We start from the raw sequence: 18,334 nt of genomic DNA, 5'->3' as shown, positions 1-18,334 counted from the left end.
AGTGTGGGGTGGGGGGGGGCGCGGGCGCCCCCGGGTGGGTGCACCGCCCCCCCAGCGGGGCGCGCGTTGGGGCCCCCCCGGGCCCCCCCCCCCCCGCGATTCCTGCGGCTTCCCGGGGCAGACGGACGGCCGGTGGCCGCCCGCTCGCCGCCGCGTCCGGGTTTGTCGCCGCGTCCGGGCCGCCGGACGCGGCGAAGCTCAGTACAGAGTCCGCCAGGCGCCGCGCGGCCACGCCAGTACCGCGAAGATCTGTGTGGCGGCGGCCTGTTCGATGGCCTGGGTGGTCCCGCTGTCGTCGAAGTGCATCAAGCCGGTGGCGCTGTCCCGCTGTTCGGACCAGATGTGGTCCGCGTAGTCGGCCATCGCCCGCTGGTAGACGGATCCGCCCGTCACCGACTCCAGCAGCAGCAGGTTCTTGAAGAAGATCGAGTTGAAGAAGACGGGCTGGGTCAGCAGCCTGCCCCCGGTCACGAAGTGCGTATACGCGGCCTCGGCCGTACGCCGGGCCTGGCTCAGGTACTTCTCGTCGCGGGTCGCCCGGTGGAGCAGGACGCCGACGCCGACCGGGACGCCCTGGTTGTAGGACCAGACGGTCCGGTCGACCGAGCCGGTGAGGTCGAGGCTGTCCCAGTAGAGGGCCTCGGGGGTCCGCAGGTGGGCGTTGGTCCAGTCGTAGAAGCGCCTGGACGACTCCAGGTAGTGGGACCTTCCGGTGATCTGGTGCAGGCGCAGGCCGAGTTGCGCGCCGGGCATGTTGGAGACGGTGTTGCGGCTGTGGCTCCAGTCGGCCTGGGTCCAGAACACCCCGCCGGGGGCGGGATGTTCGGCGTCGGTGTCCCAGCCCGACTCGGCCAGCGCGAAGATCTCCTCCGCGCGGCGGAGCGCGGCCCGGTCGCCGGTCTGCAGGTGCAGCTGGGACTTGGCCAGCCCCACCCACTCGTTGTCGTCGTAGAACATGTCCCCGCCGTCGCCGTGCGGCGCGACCGGGTAGGAGGCGTAGCCGGGGAGGCCGGTGGTGCCGCCCGCGGCGTTCCAGTACAGCTCCTGCGCCTTGGCGCGGGTGGCCAGGGCCGGGGCGTGGCGAGAGTCCGCGAAGGCCAGGTCGAGAGCGGCGACATGGACCTGGGACAGCGGCCATTCGTAGGAGTACGGGCGGTCGTCTGCGGCGACCGGGTACCGCTCGCGTACGAGTCCGGTGCCGTCCGCCGTGTCGAAGTACTTCTCGAGAGCGCCGTAGGTGACGTGCGCACGGGAGAGGGCGGCGGAGCGGGTGGGGGACCGGACACCGGCAGGGGGCGGTGCGGCGGATGCGACGGCGGCGGTCGCGGGCGCGGCGGCCAGGGCGGCCAGGGAGGCGCCGAGGACCTGACGGCGTGAGGGGGACCAGCGCATACGGAACTCTCCTGTTCGAGGTGCGACGCAGGGTGCGGGGTGTCCGAGAGTGCTCGACAACGTTGTCACCGGGGCGTGAGGGCGTCAACGGGCCGGACGGAAAAGGGCGGAGGGAGATCGGCTTCCGGCCCGAGCGCCTCATCGGGCCCCTGGCCCCCGCGCCGAGGTCGCCCCGCGGGGCCCGTGCCCCGGCCACCCCCGCTGACCTGCCAGGGGCCGGCGTCCGGCTATCCTGACCGGCGAACCGGACACGGGGTGCCCCGCGCGGGGCTGAGAACACACCCGTCGAACCTGAACCAGCTAGTACTGGCGGAGGGATGTCTTCCATGGCGTTGCCGTATGCGCAGAACGACCCTGCGACCCCGGAGCGGGAAGCCCCGTACTCGCGATCCGCTTTCGGCGGCCGCATGCCGGCCGCCCCCGGCGATCTGCGGATCGAGACGCACGGGATAGCTCCCGTTCCCGAGGACCGGCGGTACGGCGGCCCCGGCCGCCTGTTCACCGTCTGGTTCGCCCCCAACCTCACGATGACCGGCGTCTTCACCGGCACCGTGGGCATCTCCCTGGGCCTGGACTTCGCCACGGCGCTCGTCGCCGTCGTCATCGGCACGCTCGTGGGGGCGGCGCCCACGGCGTACCTCGGCACCTGGGGAAGCCGGACGGGGGTCGGTCAACTCCCGCTTGCAAGGCTGGCGTTCGGCCGTGCCGTCGTACTGCCCGGGGTCTTGCAGTGGCTGTCCTCGATCGCCTGGGACGCTCTCATCGGGCTGTTCGGCGGCGACGCGCTGGCCCAGCTGTGCGGCTGGCCGTTCTGGCTGGGCGTGCTGGTCGTGCTGGCGGCCCAGGGCGCGCTCGGCGTCCTGGGGTACGAGGCGATCCACCGGCTCCAGACCGTGATGACGTTCCTCCTGGCCGCTGCCTTCGCCGTGCTGGCCTTCAAACTGCTGGACGGTGTCCATCCCGCAGCCTCCGGCGCCGCGCACGGCGGTGACCGGGCGGGCGCGTTCGTCCTGACGTTCACGATCGCGCTGAGCCTGGCGCTCTCGTGGGCCCCGTACGCGAGCGACTTCAGCCGCTACCTGCCCCCCGCCACCTCGCGCCCCCGCATGTTCTGGTGCACCCTGCTGGGCATCGGCGTCTCCTTCGTGGCGGTCCAGACGCTCGGCCTGTGGGGCGCGTCCGTCTTCATCGACCAGACCGCCGGTGGCATCGACACGCTGCTGGGCGGGGGAGCGCTCGGGGCGTTCGGTCTGCTCGCCGTCGCGCTCGCCGCACTGTGCAGCAACGCCATGAACGACTACAGCGGCTCCCTGGCGCTGCAGACGATCGGGGTACGCCTGCCACGCCCCGTCGCCGCGGCGCTCGCCGCCGTGCTCGGCTTCCCGCTCGTGCTGTGGATGCACGCGGCCGACACCGCGGCGCGCTTCCAGAACGTGCTGCTCCTGGTCGGCTACTGGATACCCGGCTTCGTCGCGATCGTGGCCGTCGACTGGAGGGCGAGGAAGAAGGACCGCGGCGGCGCCCCGTTCGACCTCGCCGCCGAGAGCGCCCGCGACCGGCCGTGGTGGCCGGCGCTCGCCGCCTTCGTGATCGCCTTCGCCGCGGCGGTACCGTTCATGAGCACCGGCCTGTACGTGGGCCCGGTGGCGAAGGCCCTGCGCGGAGCGGACCTCGCCTACGGTGTGGCGTTCCTCGCGGCCCTGGCGCTCTACGCCCCGCTGCGGCTGCGGCACCGCTCCTGACGGACGCCGGTGGGGGCGCCGCTCCGGGACCGGCCGGGGCCGGTGTCCAGCGGTCCGAAGCCCGTGGCCGGACGCGCCGCCACGCGATCCCCGGCCCCTCGGTGCCTGCGCCCGGCGGCGCCCGTACACGCCCGCCCGCGCCGGTCCGCCGGAGCGGACGGCTGCGGCACGAAAGTATGGCGTGCACACGCCGTACCCTTGCCCCGGGCGGAGAACAGGGAGCGGGCTGTGTCGGAAAAAGAGCTGTTCGGTGTGATGCTGCGTGGTCTGCGGCAGCAAGGCCGTCTGACCATGGAGGAGTTGGCCGAGGCGTCGGGCGTCAGCGTCCGCGCGATCGGCGACATGGAACGGGGTCGCAGCAGGGTCCCGCAGCGGCGCACGGTGGTGGCTCTGGCCGAAGGGCTGGGGCTGGACGGTACGGAGCGGGAAGCGTTGCTGGTCTCGGCGCGGGCCGCGCGGCCCGCGCGTCCGGTGGTGGCGACCGGAACGCTGGTACCGCCGCGTTCGGTGGGAGATTTCACCGGGCGTGGTCCGGAGCTGGCGCGGTTGAAGGAGGCCGCGGCGCGGGCGGGTGCCGGCGCGGGAGTGTCGGTCTCGGTCGTGTCGGGGCCGCCGGGGTGCGGGAAGACGACGCTGGCGCTGAAGGCGGCGGCGGATCTGGCGGGGGAGTTCCCCGACGGGTGCTTCGTGGTCGACCTCCACGGGGTGGAGGGCCCGGTCGCCCCGGACGAGGCGTTGCTGAAGTTGCTGAGGGCCCTGGGGGTGACGGACCGGCAGTTGGCGCAGGAAGACGCTCAGGGGCGTGCGGGCCTGTTGCGGGCGCTGCTGGGCGAACGGCGGTGCCTGGTGGTGCTGGACAACGCCCGCGACGAGGGACAGGTCCGGCCCCTGCTGCCCGCGGCCGGACGGAGCTCGGTGCTGGTCACGAGCCGGCGGCCGTTGACCGGACTGGAGGACGTCGAACGGCTCGCGCTGTCGGAGATGACGCCGTCGGAGGCCGTCGAACTGCTGCGCCGGATCCTGGGCGAGGAGCGGGCCGACGCGGAGACCGGGGCCGTGGCGCGGGTGGCTGAGCTGTGCGGGCACCTGCCGTTGGCCCTGCGGGTGGCGGGGAACTGGCTGACCGTCCGCTCGGGGTGGAGCGTCGACCACCTGGTCCGCCGCCTCGCCGACGAGGAACGCCGCCTGGGCGCGCTCGTCGCCGGAGACGTCCGGGTGGAGGCGGCGTTCGAGCTGTCCTACCGGCAGCTGACCGAACAGGCCGCCCGGATGCTGCGGTTGCTGAGCCTGGTGCCGGCACCGGACATGACCGCCGCCTACGGTGCCGCGTTGACCGCGACCGGCATCTTCGAGGCGGAGGACGTGATGGAGGAGCTGGTCGAGGCCGGGCTGCTCCAGGCCACCTTCGTCGGCCGTTACCAACTGCACGACCTTCTGACCCTGTTCGCCCGTGCCCGCCTCACCCGCGAGGAGAAGCCGGACGAGCGGGCGGTGGCCGAGGACCGGTTGCGCACCTGGCTGCTGGAGACAGCGGTCGTCGCCGGCCACTGGTACAAGCCCGAGCACGGAGCGCCGCCGTCCTCGTGGCGGGGCCTGGTCCCGCTGGAGAGCGCTGGGCAGGCCCGCGCCTGGCTCCAGAGCGAAGCGACCGCCTGGCTCGCCGCGTTGCGCGGCGCGGCGCGGCGCGGTGAGCACACCCGGGTCGTGGAGACCGCCGATGCCATGGGGTGGATCTGCGGCGTCTGGGTCTGGGGACACTGGTCCGAGGTCTTCAGCCTGTCGAGCGAAGCCGCTGCCGTGATCGACGACCCCAGCCTGCGGGCCGTCCACCTCAACTACCACGCCTGGGCCCTGGGCATCTCCGAACAAAGGGACCGGGAGGCCATCGCACGGGCCGACGAAGCCCTGGTGTTCGCCCGCCGCGCCCAGGACCCCGCCCAGCAGGCCTGGGCCCTGATGTACGCGGTGACTCCCCACCGGCGGTTCGGAGAGATCCAGGAGGCTTTCGACAAGGTACGCGCCGCCGTCGACCTCTTCGAAGAAGCCGGCGACAACGACGGCTGGATCGGGGCCATCGGCGTGTACGGAGGCTGCTTGCGCGACCTCGGCCGCGCCGAGGAGGCAGTCGTCCAGCACGAGCGTGTCATCGCCTTCCTCGACGCACCCGACTGCCCGGTGAGCGGGCATGCCGCAGACACCTACCGTGCCATCGCGAGCAGCGCTCTCGGTCACGACTACGCCGCCCTGGGACGGTGGCGCGAGGCCGCCGACCTCTACCGCACAACGGTGGCCCAGTCCACCCGCACCGGTCAGACCATCCTGGAGGGCATGACGATGCTGGGCCTGGGGGAGGCCCTGATCGAACTGGGGGAGTTCGAGGAAGCCCGCTCCTTCCTCCACCAGGTCGTCGGCCTCGGCGAGGTGGCCGACCCCGCCCACGTGAAGGCCGCGCAGGAGCACCTGGACGCGCTCCCCGCCGCGTGACGTCGTGACCGCCAGGTGATCCGAGACGGCAGGGGGAGGTGCCGCCGGGGAAAGGCGGCGCGACCTGCCCGGCGGCGCCGGAGTCAGTCCCGGTGCCGGTGCAGGGCGACGTGCACGGTGTCGAGGGCCTGGACGAGCGCGGCGTGGGCGGTTTCCGTGTGGCGGAGCGGATCGAGCACCATGAAACCGTGGACCGTCCCGTGGTACCGCATGGAGACCACCGGGACCCCGGCCTCCCGGAGCCTGGCCGCGTACGCCTCGCCCTCGTCGCGCAGCACGTCGGCCTCGCCGGTGATCACCAGCGCCGGGGGAAGCCCGGTCAGCTGCTCCAGGGTGGCCCGCAGCGGTGACGCGGTGGCCTCGCTCCGGTGCCGGGCGTCGGGGAGGTACTGGTCCCAGAACCAGCGCATGGTCTCGCGGCCGAGGAAGTAGCCGGTGGCGAACCGCCGGTACGAGGGAGTGTCGAAGTCGGCGTCGGTGACGGGGCAGAGCAGCACCTGGTGCAGCAGCCGCACCCCGCCGCGCTCCTTGGCGAGCAGGGTCAGCGCGGCCACCAGGTTGCCGCCCGCCGAGAAACCCACCGCGGCCATGCGGTCCCCGTCCAGACCGATCTCGCCACCCTGCCCGGCGATCCACCGGGCAACCGCGTAGCACTGCTCGACGGCGACCGGATACCGCGCCTCCGGGGCACGCTCGTACTCGACGAAGACCACGGCCGCGTCCGTCCCGAGGACGAACGCGTGCACCAGGCGCTCATGGGTGACGGCGTCGCCCAGCGCCCAGCCCAGCCCGTGCAGGAAGAGAACGACGGGGAGGTCGCCGACGCTCCCGGCCGGCTTGACCACCTGTACCCGTACGTGACCGGTCGGCCCGCCCGGCAGGGCGAACCACTCCGAGCAGGTGTCCTGTTCGTCGGGAGGGCGACCACCGCCCTGCAGACGGGCGAGGTCCCGCCGGGCGGCTTCCAGGTCCGGGGCGTGTGCGGACGGCGGGCACGTGTACCGCTCCACGAACGCCCGGGTGGCGTGGTCCAGGACCGGCTGCCGGAGGGGCGGAGGGGCATGGTCGGTCACACGGTCTCCTACCGAGAGGGCCAAGAAGGGGGAGGGGTGGCCGGTGCACCGGATGCCGAGCCGTGATGCGGGGAAAGCAGAGGTACGACGGCCGCCGGGCCGTCCGGGTGCCGCGGGGGTGCGGCGTGATCGTACGACGCCGAATCACCCCGCGGACGGTGAGAGGCCGGCCGGCACCCGGTCCGCAACCGGGAACGGCGGGACCGGAGAGTCCGCCGGGGACCGCCCGGCGGAACTCCGCGCGGTGCGCAGGCCGCGCCACTCCCGCGGAGAGACGCCGTAGGCGGTGCGGAAGGCCCGGCTGAAGTGGGCGGGACTGACGAAGCCCCACCGCTGGGCCACGGCGGAGACGGTGAGCGCGGTCCCGCCGCGACGGGACAACTCCCGGCCGCACTCCTCCAGACGGCGCGTCAGGACGAGCCGCCCGACGGTGGTCCCCTCGCCCTCGAACAGCCGGTGGAGGTACCGGACGGAGAAGTGGTGCGCCCGGGCGATGCTCTCGGGCGAGAGGTCCGGGTCGCCCAGGTTCTGGTTGATGTACGTACGGACGCGCCGCAGCAGGTCGCTGCGCGCGGTGTCCGCACCGGTGGCACCCGGGCGGACCCGCTCGGCGATCAGGGTGGCGAACAGATCGACGACGTTGCCGGCGAGCCGGTCCGCGACGGCCGGCGGACAGACGTCCGTCAAGGAGGCGAGCGTGGTCAGGAAGGGCCGCAGGACCGCGCCGAAGCCGTCCCCGGTGCCGATGGCGTAGCCCGTGACCTGCCCGATGTCGCTGTCCGGCACGCCCAGCACGCTGCGGGGCAACTGGAAGATGTGGGTGGCGAACCGGTCCGGATAGTCGAAGGAGTACGGCCGCCTCCGGTCGCACACCACCAGGTCTCCCTCACCCACCTCGGCCTGCCGGCCGTCCTGCACCAGGGTGGCGGTCCCCGACATCTGGAGGCTGACGGACACCAGCGCCGCGGACGAGCGGGCGATGAGCGCCGGAGTGCGACTGACCTGCTCCGCGTCGGCTTCCACGGTCGAGACCTGGAGACATCCGAGGCGACGCGTGACCATCCGGGCGTCGAAGGGACCGTCACCGCGCGGGGTGACGGTCATCGGCACCAGGGTCCTGTTCACCCCGGCGTTCCAGTGGGCGACCTTGTCCCGGTCAGGTACGGAGGCGGTCGTCAAAACCTGGCTCAAGTTGCTTCTCTTCTCAGGGAAGTTACACAGGGACGGCGACCGACGGCCGCGCTTCCGGACGGTGGCGCCCGGTGGGTCCGGGCCGGTCGCCGGCGGGCAGAGGCCTCGCCGGAGCGCGACCGGCTCCGCTTCGTCGGGGGCCGGTTCCTGCCCGCACGGAACAGCCAACCAGCGGGTGCAGCGGGTCTCCAGGCAGAACCACAGGCAGAACTCGCGGCAGCGAAAAGCCCCTCGCGCGCCGTGCCGGAAACGGCGCGGGGCGCGGGCGCGGGCGGCCGTGGCCGGCACTTGTCCGACAGTGCACTGCTTCTGCTTGATAGGGCATGGCCAGGCAACTTGTGCCGGAAGCCGCTCCACGAGCTGTGATGATCGGAGCCGAGAGAAGGAAGCGCGTCCTCCGAGATCCCATGGATCCGAGGCCGGGCCGGCCCGGCCCGATCGGCACTGACGCGGATGGCGGGCAGCCCCGGTTTCTGCGCTCCTTCCGCGCGGTGCCGCGTCCTCGACAAGGAGTCCCATGCCTGATCACACAGATGAAGCGCGCTCCGTCCCAGGAGTCGTGGTACGGGCCGACGACCTCCTCACCCGGGACGGAACGGCGGCGTTTCTGAGTGCGGACAGCCGGGTCACGCTACTGACGGCGGATCAGATCGCTGACGCGGACATCCTGGTGGTCCTCACGGCCGCGGTGAGCGGCAAGACGCTGTCCACGATGAGCCGGGCCAGCCAGGCCACCGGCGGACGGATTCGGATCGTGCTCGTCGCGGACCACATCTCCGAACAGCAGCTGGCCCTCGCCGTCAACCACGGTCTGGTGAGCTTCCTGGTACGGCCCTTCACCAGCTTCAGCCAGATCCTCACGGCGGCGGTCGAAGCCCACCACGGACGCGCCGTACTGCCCCCGCTCCTGATGAGCATGCTGCTCGACCGCATGCGCACCATGCAGAGGGACGAGTGCCCCACCGGACTGCTGCCGGTGGAACTGTCCCAGCGCGAACTCGACGTCCTCCAGCTCCTGGCCGAGGGGATGGACACCGTCGAGATAGCCAACAAGCTCAGCTACTCGGAACGTCTGATCAAAAGCGTCATCCAGGCGGTGATCAAGCGCCTCGATCTGCGGAACCGCACCCACGCCGTCGCGTACGCCATCCGCATGGGCATTCTCTGACCACACGTGTCGAGAAGGGTACGAGTGCTGTGCTTCCGTGCACGCCTGCCCGATCAGGCCCGCGTCGCCGCCACGATCTTTCTAGGCTTCGCGCACGGTCGTTCCTCCTCTCGCCGACCATGGGCCGGCGCACCGGGGACGGTCCGGGAGGCGGGCCGGCGCGGCCGGTGCCCATGGGACGCGCCGAACACTCCGGCGAAGCACGGGGCCGCCGGCGAACGATCACTCAGACAGTGGGACCGGGAAGGCGTGGAGATGAACCACCGCGAGCCGCAGGCCGGCCGCTCCGACGAGTTCGGCGGGGCCCAGGGTGGTCGGGCGGTATGGGAGAACGAGCTGCCGTGGCAGCTTCCGCCGGACGGGACGGGCGAAGAAGACCCGTTCCTCGCACCCGCCGGGGAACCCGCGAGCTCCACCGGCCCTGCCGTGGACACCGAGGCCACTCGCACCGGCCCCGCCGCGCCCGGCCGGGCCTCCGGTGCCGCCCCCGACGCGGGCCGTGCACCGGAGGATCAGCACACCTCTTCCCCCGCGGCCCCGTCCAGGTCCGCGAAGGAGCGCCGCCGGCGGACCGGGCGTTCCGGGAACGGCACCGGCGCACGCACCGCCTCGCGCGGGCACCTCGCCAAGCCGATACTGGCCGGAGCGGGCGTGCTCAGCGCGCTGCTCCTGCTGGCCCCGCACCTGTTCGGAGACGACGCGCCGCTGCAGACGGTCAAGGCCGGAGCGGAGGACAGGGACCCGGAAACCGGCACGGCCCCGGACTCCGGAGACTCCGCCGCCCCGCGGACGTCACCGGGCCCGACGGCGTCCGGTGGTACGGGGCACGCCAAGAACACCGGGAGTGCCGGGCACGACACCCTCGTCGAGGTGGCGGCGACCGTACCCACCCCGACGGCCGGGCCCACGCGGTCCGCCGCCGCAACGCCGAGCAGAACCCGGAGCGCGCAGAGCGCGCCGAGCTCACGGCCGAGCACCGCACCCGCACCCAGCACTGCCCCCGCCCAGCAGTGGACGACCACCGTGGTGAACGCCACCCGCGTGCTGGAGGCCGGGCAGTCGCTGTCCACCAACCGCCTCTTCTTCGCCTTCCAGGGCGACGGCAACCTGGTGCTCTACGACACCCAGGGCACCCCGCTGTGGTGGTCCGGGACGGTCGGGCAGGGCGGCGTCAAGGCGGTCTTCCAGGCGGACGGCAACCTGGCCGTCTACAGCCAGGACGGGCGGACCGTCTGGTCCTCGCACACCGAAGGCCACAACGGAGCCAGGCTCGTGCTCCGGGCCGACGGCAACGTGGTGATCGAGCAGGGCAGTACGGTGCTGTGGTCCACCGGCACCGCGATGTGACGCGACCCGCGGGCAAGGCAGCCGCACCGCCCGCGACCGCCTCCGGACCGCGCCGGGCGCCCGTCCTGTCCGCTCCGGACGGGGCGTCCGGTCGCGTAGCTCCCGCTCCTGCCCAGCGGCGGACGGACGTCGTCGGCGCCCGCTTCGCCGCCCACCGTGCGGGAGACGCCTGGCTGCTGGCTCCCGAAGGACCGGTGGATCCGCGGGCCCTCGCCTTCACGGCCCGGCTCGCCCCGGACCCCGAGTGCACGGTCGTCGTCGCCGATCTGCCCGGCGGGGCGGACGACACGGCCCTGGACAGGCTCGCCGGGAGCATTCCCGCCGGGACCGACGCCCTGCGGCTGGTGTTCGGCCGTCCTCCGCTCCGCGATGCCGTGACCGTCGCCCGCCGACTCGCCGAACGGCTGGGCCGGACGGTGATCGCCGCGGAAGGCCCTCCCCTGCCGACCCCCGGCGGAGGCCTGTACGCGGGCCCGCCCACCGGACCCGGGTGGATGCGGTGTGCGCCCGGTGCACCGGAGACGACGGACTCCCACGCTTTTCCGAAACCGTCGTGGGAGGCCGCCCTGCCCGGGCGCCCCTGGCCGGTCGGCCGGAGCGTGGCGGAACCTGTCCCCGCCGGCGTGTGGCTGCGGCCCGCGGGGGAGAACTCCGCCCTGGACGACCACCGGACCCGTCTCTCCCTCGGAACCGGGGTGTCCGCCGCACTGATGACCGTGGCACTCGGCGTTCCCGGGGCCCCCGCCCTCCCGATGGCGGACGTCGCCCGGTTCTGGCAGGAACTGCCCCCGCGGCTGCGCCCGGAGGTGCGGTTCCTCTGTTACGGCCCGGCCCGCCTGAGCGGCGGGCGGCACCTGGGCGACGTCCTCGCCCAGGCCGTCGGCGCACCCGTACGGGTCCTCGGCGGGATGCCGCAGGGAGGCTCCGACACCGACGACGTCCTGCTGGTGGGAGCCGACGGAACGCCGGGCCGGGCCCTGCGCGCGCAGGAGTTCGTCCATCTGCCCCCGGCGGGGTTCCCCGGCCCGCCTCCCCGCCCGTACGCCGCGACGCACACCTGGCCGCTCGGTGACCTCCCGGAGATCCGTCCCGGTACCCACCGCCTTGCGGACGGCGTCGTCGTCGAAGTGGTCCGCGGCGGACTGTGGGTGCGCCCGACGCCGGCCCCCGTGCACGCCCCGCAGATGCGGGACGCCGATCCCGACCCCGAGGGCGAGCGGGTTCTCTGCGACGCCGGCTCGGAGGCGGAACTCCCCGGACTCCGGCGGCTCGCACAGGGCCTGGTGCGGTCGTTTCCCTCCGAACTGCGCGGTGCCGTACGCCTCGGGGTCGGCCGGCCCACCGCCATGGCCGGCGGTACTCCCTCCACCGCCCGGCGGGAAGGCGCCCCTGCCGCACGCCCCGGGCCCCGCGGCCCGGTGCACCTCGCCGAAGGGATACTGCGCGCCCATCCGGACCTGGCGGACGGCGACCCGGACCCCGAGGCCGCCCTGGCGGCCGTACTCCGCCTCCTCGATGAACGCGCGGCAGCCCACGGCACCGTGACGCGGCGGCACCAGCACCCGATGAGCCCGGTCGACGACGCGCTGCTCGTCAGAGGACTGCGCATGCTTCCCGTCCACCTCGGGCCGACCGGGCTGCGCGCCACGCTCGACGAGCCGATGCGGCAGTGGTACGCCGGGCGGCCCGTGGTGACCGACCCGCTCGTCTGCGAGGCGTCGGCACTGGGCCCCGCCGGTGCCCCGGGCAACACGGACTTCCTCATCCGGTCCGTCCACGGCCGCCGCACGGATCTGCTCGACCCCCTCCGCCCGGGACGGGTGCTCTTCCTCCCCGGCTCCCGGTTCCGGGTACTGGAAGCCGACCCCGACGCCCCCGGAGTAGTGATGATGCGGGAGTTGGCGCCGGACGAGCCGCCCGCCGACCGCGCCCGCGACAGTGCGGCAGCGGCGGACCTCGTCCGCGCACGGCGGGACTGGGCGGGCGGCTGACCAGCCCCTCCCTTCTCCGGCCCACGGGATACGGGAGCGCCGAAACGGTCCTGCGGAGAGGGACGGTGCCGTGACGGCCCCGCAGGACGGCAACGGCCCACAGGTCAGCGGAACCGCCCGCCGAGCGCGACTGGTCGCACGCCCGCCACCGCCACCGCCGCCGTCGCTGCCGTTGCCGCCGCCGGCCGCCGGTCCGCCAAGGAAGCGGGCCCGGCCGGACCGGCTTCCGTGGCCGGAACCGCGGAGCCCCCCGGAACCGCGGAGCCCCCCTGAGACGCGCACTCTTCCGGAGCCGCGGAATCCTCCGGGGCCGGCGGCGTCGCGAACGGATCTCCCCACGGCCCGCGCACCACGCCGCTCTCCTCGTCCTGACGCCAGAGCCGCAGCGCCGCCACGCACTCGCGCAGGGCGGCCTCCCCGGTACCGCCCGGCCCGCAGAGGCCCGCAGGGGGGAGCTCGCCCATCATCACCACCGCGCGCTCGCCCGGCCGGGCGCGGACCTGGAGGATTTCGAACCGGGTTCCCGGCGGGAACAGCACCCGGTCGGGCTGCTCCGGTTCCACCAGAGCCGTCCGGCGGCCCGTGGCCGAGCGGAGGAGGATGTCGGTGTTTCCGGGGCGCCCGGGCATGCCCGAAAGGGACGCCGCGCACACGCCTCGGGCGGTGGCGACTCCGTGCACCCGGTACCGCCCGAGTGCCACCGGGTCCAGGTCGGCGCGCAGCGCCACGACGCCGGCGTAGGCGGGCAGCAGGGCCAGCGACGCCGAGGCGGACGGGTCGGCCGCCGACGGGGTACGGGCGTCGGCGCGCCCGGTCCCGTCCGTGTCCCGCCGGGCGCGGGCCGTGAGCCGCAGCCGCACCGCGGTGAGGGCGGCTACGACGGTCTCGCGTGGCAGGACCCCGCCCAGCCGGGGCTCCTGGCGCAGCGCCAGGGCGACGACCGCCGCGTCCAGGGGCGTACCCGGGCCCGGGTACGGTCGCGCCTCCGACGCCTCCGACGCCTCCGCCCGGCTCTCCGGAAAACCGGGCGCGGGCTGCGGGAACCGTTCCGGGAGAGGGGCGGGGAGAGGATCCAGAAGAGGGTCGAAGTCCGGGACCGCGAGTGGGCCGGTGAGCGGGCCGACGGCGGGTGCCGGGGCGGCTCCGACGGCGGTCGGGACGTGCGGCCCGGGGGCGTCGGCAGCCGGCCACCAGGGCCGGTCGGAGATCAGTACGCGCACCGGCGGGCCGGACCGGCCGGGCAGGCGCCGGAGGACGTCGTCGGCCAGTTGCCGGAGCCGGGGCAGTGCCTGGGGGGCGCCGTCGTCGCACAGGATCTGTTCGTGGCCGGGGTGGGCCGGGGCCCCGCGCACCTCGTGGGCGTGGGCCGGTTCGGCGGAGGGGCGTATCCACAGCCCCCAGGGGAGTACCTCCAGGACCACACCGGACCCGCCGTGGTGGAGCCCCTGACGGATCATCGGCAGATGGTCCAGGGGCCAGCGGTGGTCCGTCGCGAGGGCGGGATGCGGGGGGCCCTCCGGCTCCGGCGGAAGGTGCAGGAACTCGCGTGCCAGCACGGAGCGCCCGGGCGAGCCGTCCGGGGCGAGGAGGACGACCTCGTCCGAGGGGGTCCGGCCGACCAGCGGATCGCCGGTGGGGAAACCGTTGTACACGTGGACGGCCTCGCCGGTGAGCGCGGCGAGGGTCCGGCCGAAGGGCGGAGCGGCGGGGGCGCGGCCCGGCCCGTGGAGCACGACGCGCGGCGCCGCACCCGCCGGCAGCCCGCGCAGGAAGTGCGCGAGGTCCTCCGGCGCCGGCACGGGCGTCCCAGGGGTACCGACCACGACGGTGGGCGCGTCGCCCCGGCCCCGCAACCGCGCGGCGAGGTGCCCCCGGTACCGGTTCTGCGCCGCGTCCTCCCGTACCGGACGCACCCACACCCCGGCCGGCACCGGTTCGGCGACGGCCGACGGCCCCACCGGCAGCGGGCGGCCGGGCAGGCACTCGTCCCACACGGGCCTCGGGAAACGGCGCGAGACGTAGTGGACCTGGCCCCCGGGCATGCACAGCACCCAGCCCCGGCCCCGGTCGGCCCCGATGAAGAGGGCGCCTCCGGCGGACGGGCGCAGTACGCCGTCGGGCACGACCACGGGCACACCCAGCCCTCGCGCCAGCAGGCGTCCGGCGGGGGCGGCGCCCTGGGACGGCGTCCGGCCGAACACGACGCGCAGGCCGTGGGGACCGGGGGACACCTCCCGCGCCACGGCCTCCTCGACCGAGTCGAACGGCGACTGCGGCGGGAGGTCCACCACCACCAGGGCGTATTCGGGGTCGGCTGCCAGACCGGCGGCGAAGAGCAGGGACTGGCGGTCCGGGCCGTCGGCGGGATGCACCAGCCAGGTGGTGCCGACCCGCCGCACCCCGAGCGGCGGGGCCGGCACCTCGGCCGGCTGGGCGGCGGGCGTTCCACGCCGCTCGACCGGCGGTGCGGAGCGGGCTCTCGACGGCAGCCAGGGGCGCTTGCGGCCGGTTGCGCCGCCGTCCTGGTTCGGAGACGTCAAGTGCCGGTCCGCCAGGGCGCGGAGCCGGGGGAGGTACGCCGCCCGGGGCCGGGCCGAAGGCCGGGCGCTTCGTCGGCGGCGAGGGGGGACGAGGGGCGGGGGCGGGCCGTCCTCGTCACCTGACTGCGTTTCATCCGCGGTATCTCCGTGGTCGTGCTGAGGCACGCCGGCCGTGCCGGGGTGCGGTCCGCTCCGGCGCGATGCCCGGACCCACGATATAGAGATCGGTCCGGTCCGGCCTCGCCGCCGCCCCTCCGGGAAGCATCCGTGCCCGACCGTGCAGACCCCGCCCTCCGGGCTTGCCGCGACGCGTCCGCCGCGACGCGTCCGCCGGTGCGCGTGCCGGCCGGTCCCGCTGGCCCGACCGCGATCTCCCCGCCCCCGTGCGTCCGGGTGGGCGTCCTCCGGCCTGCGACGGCGGGAGAAGGCGCACGCACGCGCCCGGCACCCCGGACCGTACGGCGGCAGAAAGGGAAGTGATCCCGTGCTTCCGGGCCCGGTATGAGCGATCAGCCGTCACTCCGCCGTGATCCTCCCTACGCTCACGGCTGAGGGCTGTCCCGCAATCCCTGGTGGGTGTGCGACGACGGTTCCGTGCCGTCCTCGACGGCTCACACGGTCAAGAGCGGTTCCCGTGCCCCGAGGCGCCTTTCCCGTGCGTGCTCCACGGCGCCCGTTCACGGCGTTTCCGTTCCACCGATCGCGTTCGACGACCCAGAGAGGTTCCCACGTGGCGCAGCAGGAAACGGGTGCCGGGTGCGGCCCGCGACCCGCCGGGGAGCCGACGGGGGAGTCGCGGCGGGGGCGCCGACCGTACCGGCGGCAACGGCCCCCGGGCGACGCGGGTGAGCAGGACGGCCGCCCCGAAGCCGGACCGGCGAAGACCACCCGCCCCTCCGGGCCGGAGGGCGCGTCGTACGCACGACGGGCCGTCCGCAGGCCGGTATGGAGCGCCGGGCCCGCTGGTGCCGAAGGGACGGGGGAGGAAGCGGAGGCCCCGATACCCCGCGTGCACCTGACCCGCCACCTGCTGACCGGAGCCGTCGGGCTCTGCCTTCTGGTCCTGGTCGCGCCGGCACTGCTGCTGGACGACGCGGACCGGCCGCGGGGCCCCGAGGCCGCCGCACCCACCGAGGAGTACCCGCAGGACCGCACGCCGCTTGCCACCGCCCCTTCCGGCGGCCCCTCCACCGACGCCGGTACAGCCTCCCCGGCCCGCTCCCGCCCAGCTCCGGCGGCCGACCCGCCGCCTCCCGCCGGCCGCCCGTCGACCCCTCCCACGCGCAGCACGCCGGAGCCCGTGGCGGAGAGCTCCCGGATGGCGGTGGCGGAGCCGGTACCCGCCGATGAGCACCCGGACGAAGAATCCGCCGGAGCCGCGGTGCTGCGCGGGACGGAGTCCGTCGTCCGGGGCACCAGCGTCCTGGAACGCGGCCAGAGCTGGTTCGCCGGCCAAGTCGTCCTCGCCTTCCAGGGCGACGGCAACCTGGTGCTCTACGACCGGGCGAACCACCCGCTGTGGGCGGCCGGGACGGTGGGGCGGGGGGCCAGGACGGTTTTCCAGGCCGACGGCAACCTCGTGGTCTACACCAGGGACATGCGGACCGTCTGGTCCTCGCGGACCGACGGCCACGAAGGCGCCGTACTGGTGCTGGGGGCGGACGGCAACCTCGTTGTCCGACAGGGGGGTACGCGGCTGTGGGCGACGGGCACCACCGTCCGGCACCCGTGACCCGGGGCCGCGTCGATCCGTGGGCCTCACGGCCCCACCGGCCTCCGGACGGCCCGGCGGCGGAAGGGCGAGTACGCCCGGCGTAACCCGGTGTTCGCCCCGGGGTCACAGGGGCAGGGGGCGTGTCACACCGGGCAGGGCGGACCCATTGAGCTGTCACCGGCTCAGCGGTGCGGGCAGGATACCTGTGACGGAGTGAAAGCTCCCTCAATTTCACCCATTCATACGAAGGGTCCGTAATGGCCGCAGGTTCCGGAATTGAGGCAGTTGACCTCGAAGGTATCCAGACGTCCGGCGGGAATCACCTGTCGACTCTGGAGAGCCACCGAGCGACGTTCACCAGACTGCAGGCCCTGACGGCGGAGGCGGTGACCGGCTGGACGGGGGAGGCCGGCACCAACTTCGCCAACGCGATGGCCGCCTGGTTGCAGAACTACCAGGTCGTGGGGAAGGTGCTGGACCAGATGCAGGAACGCATCGTGGCGAACCGGACGGCGCTGGCGAGTACCCACGACGCGACCGCCCAGGCCGTGATGCGCGTCGGCGCCGTCATGGGGGAGCCCGCCGGAGTCACCGGCTTCTGAGCCGAGATCCGCCGGAGCGCGTCCCGAACATCCCGCTCCGGCGGGTCGTCCTGTCGGATGCGCGCCCGCGCCCGGAGGGACGGGTCGTGTACAGCCCTTCCCGCCGGTCGGGCGGTGCTTACTGATCCGGCGTGCATGCCCGAGGGCCATCCGGGCCGCACTTCACCACGCACTCATCCGAACCGGAGGAAAAGCATGCCGACGTACATGATCAGCTGGGGCGCCGTCAACGAGGTGCTCGACCAGCTGACGACGGTCCAGGCCGAGATCGACTCGCTGAACGAGCAGTTCGCCGCGGGCGGCACCGCGGCCCTCAGCGGCTGGGACAGCTCCGTCAAGGAGCTGTTCGACGCCAACAAGGCTCAGTGGAACCAGGCCACCGTCAACATGCGGGCCCTTGCGGCGCAGGCCCAGCGGGCCGCCGCATCCTGCCGTGAGGACTATGTCAGCGCGGTCGACCGCGGCACCCAGCTCTGGAGCAGGTGACCGGGCCGGCTTACGGCGGCGGCCTCCCGGGCGTGCACCCGACGGGCGTGCACTGCCCTTCGCCGGTCTCCGGACCGCCGGCGGGCAGTGCGCCGGACGTGTCGGCGTGCCTGAAGGCGGCGGAGGTTCCGGACCTGCGGCCGTGGACGCCGCCTCCCCGTACCTGTTCGCCCGGGTCGGCGGACTCCCGGTGCCGTGCTGCCTGTCGCCGTACCCACGACAGCGTCTCTCCGTCTCGGCCGGACACCACCGAGGGGGCCCCGTCCCGGGAGGACGGGAAGACCTTCACCCGCTCTATTGACATGTACATGTAACAGCGATGTCATGTGGTTGATTCCGTTTACCCGTGTTGGGTTGTGCGTCAATTACCCCCCAGGAGCGGCACATGTCCTGTGAATGGCACAGTTTCAGACACCGTTTAGCGGTCTCGGTCGCTTCCTTCACGCTCACCCTCGGCGGTCTGGCCGGGGCGGCGGCCCTGACCACGGGAGTCACGGCCGGTGTACAACTCGCTGCCGTGGCCGCCGCGCCGGAGGCCGCGGCGGTGGAGAACGGCTTGGCCCGTACCCCGCAGATGGGGTTCAACAACTGGAACACCACGGGC

At 74.0% G+C, this 18,334-nt stretch carries 12 protein-coding genes, 1 pseudogene and 1 riboswitch; of the genes and pseudogenes, 9 read left to right on the top strand and 4 right to left on the bottom strand.

Annotated elements, in window-relative coordinates; translation table 11 throughout:
* Positions 1 to 198: 198 nt before the first annotated feature.
* Complete coding sequence (locus ACWCSV_RS33810) at positions 199 to 1,392, bottom strand: glycoside hydrolase family 76 protein (RefSeq protein ID WP_451148953.1); 1,194 nt, start codon at positions 1,390 to 1,392, stop codon at positions 199 to 201.
* A 241-nt stretch (positions 1,393 to 1,633) separates the two neighbouring features.
* A riboswitch (TPP riboswitch) is annotated at positions 1,634 to 1,727 on the top strand.
* On the opposite strand from ACWCSV_RS33810, the gene ACWCSV_RS33805 reads away from it, so the two are divergent.
* Together ACWCSV_RS33805 and ACWCSV_RS33800 are read left to right on the top strand one after the other, a co-directional pair.
* Positions 1,719 to 3,134: a purine-cytosine permease family protein gene (locus tag ACWCSV_RS33805; RefSeq protein ID WP_451148951.1), complete on the top strand. Its 1,416-nt coding sequence runs from the start codon at positions 1,719 to 1,721 to the stop codon at positions 3,132 to 3,134. It overlaps the preceding riboswitch by 9 nt.
* 228 nt (positions 3,135 to 3,362) lie before the next feature.
* Positions 3,363 to 5,618, top strand: coding sequence for an ATP-binding protein (locus ACWCSV_RS33800; protein ID WP_451148949.1), 2,256 nt, complete (start codon positions 3,363 to 3,365; stop codon positions 5,616 to 5,618).
* A gap of 83 nt (positions 5,619 to 5,701) precedes the next feature.
* On the opposite strand, the gene ACWCSV_RS33795 is transcribed toward ACWCSV_RS33800, so the two are convergent.
* Both ACWCSV_RS33795 and ACWCSV_RS33790 read right to left on the bottom strand, forming a co-directional pair.
* The gene (locus tag ACWCSV_RS33795; RefSeq protein WP_451148947.1) at positions 5,702 to 6,691 is read right to left on the bottom strand and encodes an alpha/beta hydrolase; all 990 of its coding nucleotides are present in this window, start codon (positions 6,689 to 6,691) and stop codon (positions 5,702 to 5,704) included.
* A gap of 144 nt (positions 6,692 to 6,835) precedes the next feature.
* Positions 6,836 to 7,882 (bottom strand): AraC-like ligand-binding domain-containing protein, encoded by a 1,047-nt coding sequence (locus tag ACWCSV_RS33790; RefSeq protein WP_451148945.1) that lies wholly within the window; start codon positions 7,880 to 7,882, stop codon positions 6,836 to 6,838.
* 517 nt (positions 7,883 to 8,399) lie between these two features.
* Here ACWCSV_RS33790 and ACWCSV_RS33785 point away from each other — a divergent pair.
* The 3 genes from ACWCSV_RS33785 (at position 8,400) to ACWCSV_RS33775 (ending at position 12,388) form a co-directional block, all read left to right on the top strand.
* Positions 8,400 to 9,050 (top strand): response regulator transcription factor, encoded by a 651-nt coding sequence (locus ACWCSV_RS33785; RefSeq protein ID WP_451148943.1) that lies wholly within the window; start codon positions 8,400 to 8,402, stop codon positions 9,048 to 9,050.
* Positions 9,051 to 9,305: 255 nt separating this feature from the next.
* The gene (locus tag ACWCSV_RS33780; RefSeq protein ID WP_451148941.1) at positions 9,306 to 10,397 is read left to right on the top strand and encodes a hypothetical protein; all 1,092 of its coding nucleotides are present in this window, start codon (positions 9,306 to 9,308) and stop codon (positions 10,395 to 10,397) included.
* Positions 10,394 to 12,388 carry a hypothetical protein gene (locus tag ACWCSV_RS33775; protein WP_451148939.1) on the top strand — a complete coding sequence of 665 codons (1,995 nt, stop codon included), beginning with the start codon at positions 10,394 to 10,396 and terminating at the stop codon, positions 12,386 to 12,388. Before ACWCSV_RS33780 ends, ACWCSV_RS33775 begins: the two co-directional genes overlap by 4 nt.
* A gap of 104 nt (positions 12,389 to 12,492) precedes the next feature.
* On the opposite strand, the gene ACWCSV_RS33770 is transcribed toward ACWCSV_RS33775, so the two are convergent.
* Entirely contained in the window at positions 12,493 to 14,928 is a 2,436-nt protein-coding gene (locus ACWCSV_RS33770; RefSeq protein ID WP_451148937.1) for a hypothetical protein, read from the bottom strand.
* Positions 14,929 to 15,937: 1,009 nt separating this feature from the next.
* On the opposite strand from ACWCSV_RS33770, the gene ACWCSV_RS33765 reads away from it, so the two are divergent.
* From ACWCSV_RS33765 to ACWCSV_RS33750, 4 genes and pseudogenes are all read left to right on the top strand, one after another.
* Positions 15,938 to 16,660 carry a hypothetical protein gene (locus ACWCSV_RS33765; protein WP_451148935.1) on the top strand — a complete coding sequence of 241 codons (723 nt, stop codon included), beginning with the start codon at positions 15,938 to 15,940 and terminating at the stop codon, positions 16,658 to 16,660.
* A gap of 239 nt (positions 16,661 to 16,899) precedes the next feature.
* Entirely contained in the window at positions 16,900 to 17,244 is a 345-nt protein-coding gene (locus tag ACWCSV_RS33760; RefSeq protein ID WP_451148933.1) for a WXG100 family type VII secretion target, read from the top strand.
* A gap of 195 nt (positions 17,245 to 17,439) precedes the next feature.
* Positions 17,440 to 17,730, top strand: coding sequence for a hypothetical protein (locus ACWCSV_RS33755; protein ID WP_451148931.1), 291 nt, complete (start codon positions 17,440 to 17,442; stop codon positions 17,728 to 17,730).
* Between the two features lie 385 nt (positions 17,731 to 18,115).
* Positions 18,116 to 18,334, top strand: a pseudogene (locus ACWCSV_RS33750) (hypothetical protein); the annotation flags it as partial.

It is taken from the genome of Streptomyces sp. NPDC001770, from assembly GCF_053596135.1.
The sequence above is the reverse complement of the archived record's forward strand: the minus strand, read 5'-3'. Positions and strand labels throughout refer to the sequence as shown.

Excerpts from the sequence above, each read along its gene's own strand:
- ACWCSV_RS33810 (WP_451148953.1), bottom strand. The coding sequence starts at position 1,392 with ATGCGCTGGTCCCCCTCACGCCGTCAGGTCCTCGGCGCCTCCCTGGCC.
- ACWCSV_RS33805 (WP_451148951.1), top strand. The coding sequence starts at position 1,719 with ATGGCGTTGCCGTATGCGCAGAACGACCCTGCGACCCCGGAGCGGGAA.
- ACWCSV_RS33785 (WP_451148943.1), top strand. The coding sequence starts at position 8,400 with ATGCCTGATCACACAGATGAAGCGCGCTCCGTCCCAGGAGTCGTGGTA.
- ACWCSV_RS33780 (WP_451148941.1), top strand. The coding sequence starts at position 9,306 with ATGAACCACCGCGAGCCGCAGGCCGGCCGCTCCGACGAGTTCGGCGGG.
- ACWCSV_RS33760 (WP_451148933.1), top strand. The coding sequence starts at position 16,900 with ATGGCCGCAGGTTCCGGAATTGAGGCAGTTGACCTCGAAGGTATCCAG.
- ACWCSV_RS33755 (WP_451148931.1), top strand. The coding sequence starts at position 17,440 with ATGCCGACGTACATGATCAGCTGGGGCGCCGTCAACGAGGTGCTCGAC.